The sequence below is a fragment of the Plantactinospora sp. A48 genome, assembly GCF_055793945.1.
Map to the genome: position 1 here is coordinate 1 of NZ_JBTIXF010000148.1, position 798 is coordinate 798.

1 pseudogene is annotated in these 798 nt (G+C 67.5%); it reads right to left on the reverse strand.

The annotated features are described in order from the left end of the window. Window positions 1–381, reverse strand: a pseudogene (locus ACXN5W_RS30375) (hypothetical protein); the annotation flags it as partial. Window positions 382–798 lie beyond the last annotated feature (417 nt).

The window sequence follows — 798 nt, forward strand, 5'->3', positions numbered from 1 at the left end:
ATCCAGAATCGTGGTGTACTGCGACTGCGACAACTTCCCCGCCGCCACCGCCGCACCAAAATACCGATTCGTCTGCGCCGCCGCCGCACCCAACGTCGTCGCGGCACTGGCGCTGGAGGCCACCAGCAGGGTGGCGGAGAAGACCGCGACCCCCGCTGCGAGGGGGATCAGCGCGACGCCCCGCCGCCGAGAGCGGGTTCTCCCGGTGGCGCTGACGCCAGGTTTGTCATCCATGACGATGCCTTTCTGCTGCAAGGAGAGGGGCGGCGGTTGTCGCCACACCTGTTCGCTGTTCGGTCTCGTGTCGCCGATGGTCGGCGCCGCAAGGAGGTCCTGCCGGGATGTGCCGGTGCGGATGGGTGGCCGGTGCCGCCCGGTCACGGGCGGTACGGATCATCCGGCCAGTGCCTGGGTGACTGCGGCGGTGTGCCGGGTACCGATGCCGGGACGGCGTGGTCCGGTGTCCGCGTGAGTGCGCCTCGGCGCTGGCGGTTGGCCCGGACTTGGTCACCGATGAGGAAGGAGGAGGCCGTGTAGGCGGCCTGGTGCCTTCGTGGGATCGGCGATCCCGATGTGGAGCGTGCCCTTCGCCCCGAGCGAAAAGATAGCATGTTATCGATAACATGCTCAACCGGTGGCCGCAGCAACCCAAGTCGCGGCGGGCACCGGCAGGGTTGGGGTTCTGGCTAGGGGGTGGTGAGGTCGAAGCGGTTGATGGTGGTGGTGCCGCCGAGGGTTTGGGTGGCGTAGTTGAAGATGCCGTAGCGGTAGCCCATGAAGAAGGGCCAGTTGTTGTCG